Origin of the sequence: Iamia sp. (assembly GCF_035575815.1) — a bacterium.
Taxonomy (GTDB): Bacteria; Actinomycetota; Acidimicrobiia; order Acidimicrobiales; family Iamiaceae; genus Iamia.
Genome location: NZ_DATLXO010000062.1, coordinates 36353 through 44054, shown reverse-complemented (window position 1 = coordinate 44054; position 7702 = coordinate 36353). Strand labels below are relative to the sequence as shown.

At 74.5% G+C, this 7702-nt stretch carries 7 protein-coding genes; 4 read left to right on the top strand and 3 right to left on the bottom strand.

Annotation, left to right across the window (positions count from 1 at the left end; all coding sequences use genetic code 11):
• The 3 genes from VNL12_RS06305 to VNL12_RS06295 all read left to right on the top strand — a co-directional run.
• On the top strand, nt 1-586 hold a 586-nt coding region (locus VNL12_RS06305; RefSeq protein ID WP_325592636.1), incomplete at its 5' end, for a glycosyltransferase.
• An 86-nt stretch (nt 587-672) separates the two neighbouring features.
• Nucleotides 673-1458, top strand: coding sequence for a hypothetical protein (locus VNL12_RS06300; RefSeq protein ID WP_325592634.1), 786 nt, complete (start codon nt 673-675; stop codon nt 1456-1458).
• Nucleotides 1455-1781, top strand: a complete 327-nt coding sequence (locus VNL12_RS06295) for a hypothetical protein (protein WP_325592632.1) — start codon at nt 1455-1457, stop codon at nt 1779-1781. The genes VNL12_RS06300 and VNL12_RS06295 overlap by 4 nt, the downstream gene beginning before the upstream one ends.
• Before the next feature lie 110 nt (nt 1782-1891).
• On the opposite strand, the gene VNL12_RS06290 is transcribed toward VNL12_RS06295, so the two are convergent.
• Nucleotides 1892-3934, bottom strand: coding sequence for a DUF4214 domain-containing protein (locus VNL12_RS06290; protein ID WP_325592630.1), 2043 nt, complete (start codon nt 3932-3934; stop codon nt 1892-1894).
• A 179-nt stretch (nt 3935-4113) separates the two neighbouring features.
• Between VNL12_RS06290 and VNL12_RS06285 the strand changes: the two genes are divergently transcribed.
• On the top strand, nt 4114-5253 hold the full coding sequence (locus tag VNL12_RS06285) for a glycosyltransferase family 1 protein (protein WP_325592628.1): 1140 nt from the start codon (nt 4114-4116) through the stop codon (nt 5251-5253).
• Nucleotides 5254-5290: 37 nt separating this feature from the next.
• Here VNL12_RS06285 and nucS read toward each other — a convergent pair whose 3' ends face one another.
• Nucleotides 5291-5950, bottom strand: a complete 660-nt coding sequence (gene nucS, locus VNL12_RS06280; protein WP_325592627.1) for an endonuclease NucS — start codon at nt 5948-5950, stop codon at nt 5291-5293.
• A gap of 47 nt (nt 5951-5997) precedes the next feature.
• Nucleotides 5998-7668, bottom strand: coding sequence for an ABC1 kinase family protein (locus VNL12_RS06275; RefSeq protein ID WP_325592625.1), 1671 nt, complete (start codon nt 7666-7668; stop codon nt 5998-6000).
• Nucleotides 7669-7702 lie beyond the last annotated feature (34 nt).

Genomic DNA, 7702 nt, shown 5'->3' with positions numbered 1-7702 from the left:
CGGCCTGGACAGCGAACCCCTCTACCACCCCCCGCCGTTGGCCGATCGCATCGAGCCGACCCCGCTCGGTGAGCGCATCGTGAGCATCGGTCGCCTCGAGGCCAACAAGCGCCCCGGCCTGCTGATCGACGCCCTCGGCGCGTCGACGAGCGGCCTGGACGGCGTGCTCGCCGGCGCCGGGTCCCACGCCGATGAGCTGCGCGCTCGCACCGCGGCCTCCCGCCTCGACGGGCGCGTCGCGCAGCCGGGCTACCTGTCCGACGACGACGTGGTCGCCGTCTTGGGCGACGCCCTGGCGGTGCTGTACGCGCCCTATGAAGAGGACTACGGCTACGTCACCCTCCAGGCCTTCCTGGCCGCCAAGCCGGTGATCACCACCGCCGATGCGGGCGGCGTCCTGGAGTGGGTGGTCGACGGTGAGACCGGTCTCGTCACCGACGGCAGCCCCGAGGCGCTCGGAGCGGCGATCGACCGCCTCGCCGGCGACCGCGACCTGGCCACCCGGATGGGAGATGCCGGGCGGGCACGAGCCGCCGACCTGGGTTGGCCGCAGGTCGTCGAGCGGCTCCTCGGCGCGGCCCGATGACCCCGCCTCCCGACGCCGACCCGTACGGCACCGCTGGCTCCGCTGGCGCTGTTGGGTCCGCTGGCTCCGTCGGCGCCGACCGCCCGGTGGTCGCGCTCGTGGGCTCACCCGGGTCGACTGCACCGCTGCGAACGCTGGTCGCCGCCCTGGCCCGGGACGTGGAGGTGATCAGCCTGGGCCGAGCCGTCGCCCCTGACGCCGTGCTGGTCGCGGACCGCGTCGCGCTCCGGCGGGCCCCGGCCGGCGTCCCGACCGCCGTGGTCGACGGGCGGGTGGCGTACGTTGCGTCCGAGGGGCCCGAGGGCGGTCAGGCCATCGCCCTGCCCGGGGCCCACCCGGTGGCCACGGCCCGCTGGCCCCCGATCGCCCCGCACGTCCGTCGGCGGTGGCGCGAACGCCTCGGGCTGGCCCCGGACCTGGTCGTCGACACCGCGGCGCTGGGACCTGACGACGTGCCCACCGCCCTGGCCGTCGCCGCCGCGGCGGTCGTCGAGGCGCGCCACCTGGCCTTGGCCTTGTGCCTGGGCTGTCCGACGGTGACCGACGGGGCCGCGGCACGGGCCGTCGGTGCCATCGACGACGAGCAGCTCGTCGTGGGTGACCGGGCCGCGGCGACAGCCCTGGCCCGCGACGACGTCCGTGCCGCCCGGCTTTCGCGTGCCGGACGCGAGCACGCGGTGAGGCACCTCGACCCCGACGTGGCGGCCCGGGCCCTGCTGCGGGCGTGGGGCCTCACGACCGCCGTCCTCCCGCTCGAGCGCATCGAGGTCGTCCTCGACGAGCTCGGCACCGCCGCTGGTGCCCCCGTCCGGGCGCGGGTGGCGGCCGCGCTCGACCTCCTCCGCCCCCTTGACCCCGTCGAAGCCCCATGACCGTGCATCCCGCCATCCGCCTCAGCAGCACGACCCGCCTCGGTGCTCCATCGACGCCTGTCGCCCAGTCGTCGTCCCCCGGTGCCGCCGGGCGAGCCCGCGCCGCGGTCCGTCGGGCGGGAGGTGCCGTCCTCGACCGCGTGGGGGACCGGGCCGCCGTCGCCACCGCCGGTCAGGTCGAGCAGCTGCGCGACGAGCTGCAGCGCACCCGGGCCGAGCTACGGGCCGAGATCGAGCTGCTGCGCACCGAGCTCGAAGCCCGTGACGCGACCCCCGACGGTCCCGACGGTCCCGACGGTCCCGACGGCTCCGACGGACGCTGAGGCCGCGCCCGACGCTTCGGACGGACCGCCACGCCGCGACGACCGGGGCCGACCGTAGTGGTAGCGGTTCTGGGGGCCGGAGCCCCCGATCCCGCTACCAGTTCGGTCGGTCAGCCGACGCGGGCGGCGTACTCGCTCGAGGTGAACAGCCGGTCGATGAGGGCGGTCTGATTCGACTGGATCCGAGCGACCCACTCCAGCATCGAGATCGTGCCGATCCCCCGGTCGAGCATCATCTCGTGGGTGAGCACGACGTCCACCACGTCGTCCCGCTGGCTCCGGTGCTCGCCCGACTCGGAGAAGAGCACCATGAGCCCGCCCCGGCTCTCGCGCCGGGAGCGGAGCTGCTCGGTCCAAAAGGCGTAGCCCTTGACGTCGGGCTCGCGGCCGAGCACGTTGCGGTACACGAGCGTCACGTACTCGGCGTCGGAGAGGCTGCCGTAGCGATTGGTGAACTCATGGGAGCGGGCGAAGGCAGCCGAGACGGTGCGGATGCCCTGGCCCCTGTCCATCTCCGCCCACCAGTGGCGCAGGCCGGTGTGGTCGGGGATCCGCCCGAAGTAGGCGAGGTAGAGGCGCACGCTCGACGCCGAGTCGGCCTGCACCCGGCCTGAGTTCAACATGCTGACGATCAGCGCGTTGCGGTGAGTGGTGCCGGCCGAGAGGCGCTCCGCCCACCACCGCCGCTCGTCGTAGGTGCCCGGCTGGCGCAGGAAGTCGACGTACTGGCGGTAGACGAGCGCCTCGACCGAGTCGAAGGGCGTCCACGACGCGACGGGCGGCGGGGGCGGTGGTGGCGGCGGGGTCGGGCTGTCCGGTTCGCTGTAGGCCGTGGCCTTCATCCGCATGGCTTCCATCTGGCTGAGCACGTTGGCGCCCGGGCAGGCGGTGAGCCCAGTCTGGTTGTGGGTGTTGATCACCGGCAGGGTGACGCTCGTCCCCGAGGGGTACCGGTTGCTGCCGGCGCTCGTGACCGTGACGGTGCTCTGAGGGTCGATGCTGTGCAGGCCCAGCTTCCAGGCCAGGAGGCGGGCGGTGGAGTCGATCATGGCGGCTGTCGGGGCCGCGGCGGCGGGGCTGGCGCCGGGCTCGAACTGGCCGAGGAGGGTCACGCCCACGCTGTAGGTGTTGAACCCCCTGGCGTGGCCGCCGACGACCGGCTTGGTGATGTCGCCTGAGCGGCCCTGCCAGATGCCCCCGAACTTGTCGACGACGAAGTTGTAGGCGATGTCGCACCAGCCCAGCGAGCTCATGTGGTAGCGACGGATCCCGTCGATGACGCCGGGGACCTCGGCGGCGGTGTAGGAGTTGGTGCTGGCGGTGTGGTGGATCACGGCATGGTCGAGCCGCGACGCGACCGACGGCTCGCTCCCGCACCCGCTGTTGCCACTGGCCCAGCCGCTCGTGGCCCACGCGCTGCGGGGCCGGATGGTGGGCGGCGCAGCCGGGGTCGTGCCCGAGGCCGAGCGCGTGGCCGGCGCCGGCCCCTCGGGCTCGGGGACCGGCTCACCCTCCTGGTAGCGCATGCGGAGCAGCTCGAGGTCGGCGAGCGGACCGGCATCGACGCGCACCTCGACCCGGTCCGCGCCGTCCGATCCCAGCCACACGACCTCACTGCCGACCCGGCCCCCGCCCTCACCGCCGGCGTCGGCGGGGTCGGGGGCCGTTGCGAGCCAGTCGGTCCACGCGCCGTCGCCGGCGCGCGAGCGCAGCGACACCCTGCCGCTGGCAGGGCCGTCGGGGCCGCTGGTGTCGCCGTCCCACGACAGGGCCACCATCTGGGTGCCGGGGAGCAGGTCGATGACCTGGCTCCAGCCTGGCTCACCCCGCCCGGGCCGGGCCGGTGCGTCGGCAGTGGCGTCGGGCGACGATCCATCGGTGCCCGGGGGGGTGGAGCGAGAGGCCGGTCCGCCCACGTCGCCCGACAGGACCACCTCGTCAGCCTCGGTGTGTCCCTTGCCGGGCATCGTCGTGGCGGGGGCGACGGGGTCTGCGGCCGGGACCTCCGCGGTCACGGCGCCGACGGGGGCGGCGCCGGTCACGACGGCGAACGACAGCGTCGCAGCGGCCAGCGTGGCGGTGAGCAGGCGCCCGATCGGGGCGCGCCCGGCGCGCGGAGCGGCGGGGAGGGGAGAGAGCGAGGTGGGGGTCACCCACCCTGAGTCGGCATTCGGTCACGGAATGTTAATAGAAGTTCGCCACGGAGGGCGACCTTCCGAACACAAGCCGCGCGTTCGACGGCCCCGAGTGTCGAGATCAGGCGCAATCTGGGGGCTGATCGACCACGGCGGGCCCGACCCTGCCGGACGACGAGCCTCTAGGGTCGGCGGCCGTGCCCGCGTCCCCGCTGATCGCCGTCGCCGTCGACGTCGCCAGCCTGATCGGGCCCCGCACCGGCGTGGGCGCCCTCACCGAGAACCTGGTCGCGGGCCTGGCGGCCCGCAGCGACGTCGCCGTGCGCGCCTTCGGGGTGACCTGGCGGGGGCGCGGGTCGCTCGCCGCCCAGCTCCCCTCGGGCGTGACGCTGGCGACCCGGCCCATGGCCGCCCGCCCGCTGCGCGCGCTGTGGCGGCGGCGCGACCGACCCGTCATCGAGACCTGGACCGGTCCCGTCGACGTGGTCCACGGTCCGAACTTCGTGGTCCCGCCGAGTCGGCGGGCGGCGCGGGTCGTCACCGTCCACGACCTCACGGCGTGGCGCTTCCCCGAGCTCGTCGATGCCGCCACCGCCGCCTACCCGGCGCTCGTGGCGCGTGCCGTGGCCGGCGGCGCCTGGGTCCACACCCCGAGTCGCTTCGTCGCCGGTGAGGTCGCCGGTGAGCTCGGTGTCGATCCCGCCCGGGTGGTGGCCATCGCCAACGGCGCGCCCGACCTGGGGAGCGACGGCCCGGGCCGCGACGCCGCGACGGGCCGGGCCCTGGGGGGCGGGGAGCGCTACGTGCTGGCGGTGGGCACCGTCGAGCCCCGCAAGGATCTGCCCGGGCTGGTCACCGCGTTCGACGCGGTGGCGGCCGACGATCCGGACGTGCGCCTCGTGCTCGCCGGCCCCGCCGGGTGGGGCGCGTCAGCGCTCGACGACGCGGTGGCCGCGGCGACGCACCGCGACCGCATCGTGCGCACCGGGTGGGTCGATGACGACGCCCGGGCCGCACTGCTCCGGGGCGCGAGCGTGGTCGCCTACCCCTCGGTCTACGAGGGCTTCGGCCTGGTCCCGCTCGAGGCCATGGCCGCCGGCGTGCCGGTGGTGGCGACCCGGGCCGGGGCCATCCCCGAGGTCGTCGGCGACGCGGCCGAGCTGGTCGAGGTGGCGGACACCGACGGCCTCGCCGCCGCCCTGGCCCTCGTGCTCGGCGACGACGACCGCCGGGCCGCCCTCGTCGCCGCCGGGCACCTCCGGCGGGCCCGCTTCCGCTGGGGAGCCACCGTCGAGGAGGTCGTGGCCCTCTACCGCCGGGCTGCCACCGACCACTGAGGGAGCTGCGACCCAATGTCGAGTGGGAGGCGCGCGCTCAGAAGAGGCGGAGCACGTCGGACTCGATGCCGCGCAGCTCGTCGTAGTCGACCTCCACCCATCCCAGGCCGCGATCGGCGGCCAGCACCTTGGCCTGGGGCTTCACCTGCTGGGCGACGAAGAGGCCGCGCACCGATCCCAGGCGGGCGTCGCGGCGCAGGAACTCCACGTAGCGGGTCAGCTGCTCCACGCCGTCGATGTCGCCCCGGCGCTTGACCTCGACGGCGACGGTGGTGCCGTCGGCGGCGTGGCAGAGCAGGTCGACGGGGCCGATGTCGGTGAGGTGCTCGCGGCGGATGAGGCGGAGGCCGACCTCCATGGCCTGCGGCCGCTCGGCCAACAGCACCTGGAGGTGGGCCTCGACCCCGTCCTTCTGGAGGCCGGGGTCGACGCCGAGCGCCCATGCCGAGTCCGACACGACCTCCTCGAAGGTGATGGTGAGGGTCTCGCCCTTGGGGTTGGTGACGGTCCAGCGCCCCTCCGCCTCGACCACGCGGTTCGGGGCGTTCATCCAGTTCAGCGGCTTGTAGGCCCCGCCATCGGCGTGGATGGCCACGCACCCGTCGGCCTTCACCATGATCAGCCGGGTGGCCATCGGCAGGTGGGCGTCCAGGCGACCGGCATAGTCGACCTGGCACCGGGCGATCACGAGGCGCATCGGAGTGCGATGGTAGGGCGGGGGGAGCCGGGCCCGCCCGCCCGGGATCAGCGGCCCCGGGCGCGACGAACGCGGCGGCGGGCGGCGGTGGCCAGGCGGGCGGGCAGGCTCGTGCGCTCGCGCTGGGCGAAGCGGCTGACGATGACCTCGCGTCGCTCCTGGAGCTCGCGGTGGGTCATGGCCTCGGTGCCCTCCTCGACGCCGTAGAGGGCCCGGACCCCGCCCATGTCGAGGTTCCAGTGTCGCTCGTCGACGCCGACCTCGCTGGCGATGCGCTCGCCGTGGCGGGTGGCGAAGTAGGTGGCGATGTGGGTGATCTCGCCGAAGAGGTCGAGGTCCGGGGCGAGGGTGGCGATGGCCCCGTCGAGGAACACCATGTTCTTGATGAACAACATGAGCTCCTTGGGCAGCTTGGCGCCGTAGCCGAGGAGGCCCTTCATCGTCGCCTGGATCTCGGCTGTGAGCTGCTCGGGGGTGAGGCTGGTGGGGTCGATGACGGGCCGGTCGAGGCCCAGATCCGAGATCACCGCGTCGAGGTCGATGTCGGGAGGCAGGGCGCCGAGGTCGCGGATGGCCGCCATCTGGCCCCGGACGTCGTTCATGCTGGCGCTCACCAGCAGGCGGAGGAAGGCCAGCCGGCGCTCCTCGCCCATGCGCCCGGTGATGCCGAAGTCGAGCAGCGCGGTCCGCCCGTCGGGCAGCACGAAGAGGTTCCCGGCGTGCAGGTCGCCGTGGAAGATGCCGTGGAGCATCGCCCCCTCCAGGAACCCGATCATCCCTGATCGCACCAGCTCGGTGGTGTCGATGTCCGCGGCCCGCATGCCCGTGACGTCCTCGAAGCGGAAGCCCGACAGGCGTTCCATCACCAGCACCCGCCGGGTGACGAGGGTGGGGTGGGGTCGGGGGACGACGTAGGGGCTGGCGCCGAGGCGGGCGAACACGGCCGCCAGGTCGAGCATGTTGTCGGCCTCGAGGCGGAAGTCGAGCTCCTCGGTGATCGTCTCGCCGAACAGCTCGACCAACGCCGGTGGGTTGGCCAGGGCGGCGACGGGGATGCGGCCCACCAGGTGGGGCGCGATCCACGCCATCACGCGGAGGTCGGCCTCGACGAGGGTGGCGATGCGGGGCCGCTGCACCTTGACCACGACCGGAACGGGTTCGCCGCCGGGCTCGGTGGGGTGCAGGGCGGCGGAGTGGACCTGGGCGATCGAGGCGGCGGCGAGGGGACGGCGGTCGAAGCGGGCGAAGACCTCGTCGAGGGGCCGCCCGAGGTCGGCCTCGACCGCGGCACGCACCGACGCGAAGGGCTCGGGCGGCACCTGGTCGCGGCACCGCCGCATCTCGGCCACCAGCTCGGCGGGGAAGAGGCCCTCGCCCGAGGCGATGATCTGCCCCAGCTTGATGTAGGTGGGGCCGAGGGCCTCGGCCGCTTCGCGCAGCCTCCGGGCCAGGTCCTCCCGTGATCGGGTCCCGCCCTCGCGCCGGGCGCCCAGGGCCCACACCGCCAGAGGGGGTCCCAGGCGCGCGATGACGCGCACCAGGCGACCGAGCGGCGGCATGCGACGGGGGTGGACGAGATCGGGGAGCCGACGCTTGATCCGGGCCCGCTCGGCGGGGACGTCGGCCCTCCACGGCAGGTGATCGAGATCGACGACCCACGGCCCGGACTCGGTGAAGGTTCCGAGCGCCAGGTCGGGTGAGGGGATCGTCGTGGTCACCGGGGCAGTCTGGCCGGGCCTTGGAGATCGTGTC

Coding starts and splice junctions, on each gene's coding strand:
- VNL12_RS06295 (WP_325592632.1), top strand. CDS start 1,455: ATGACCGTGCATCCCGCCATCCGCCTCAGCAGCACGACCCGCCTCGGT.
- nucS (WP_325592627.1), bottom strand. CDS start 5,950: ATGCGCCTCGTGATCGCCCGGTGCCAGGTCGACTATGCCGGTCGCCTG.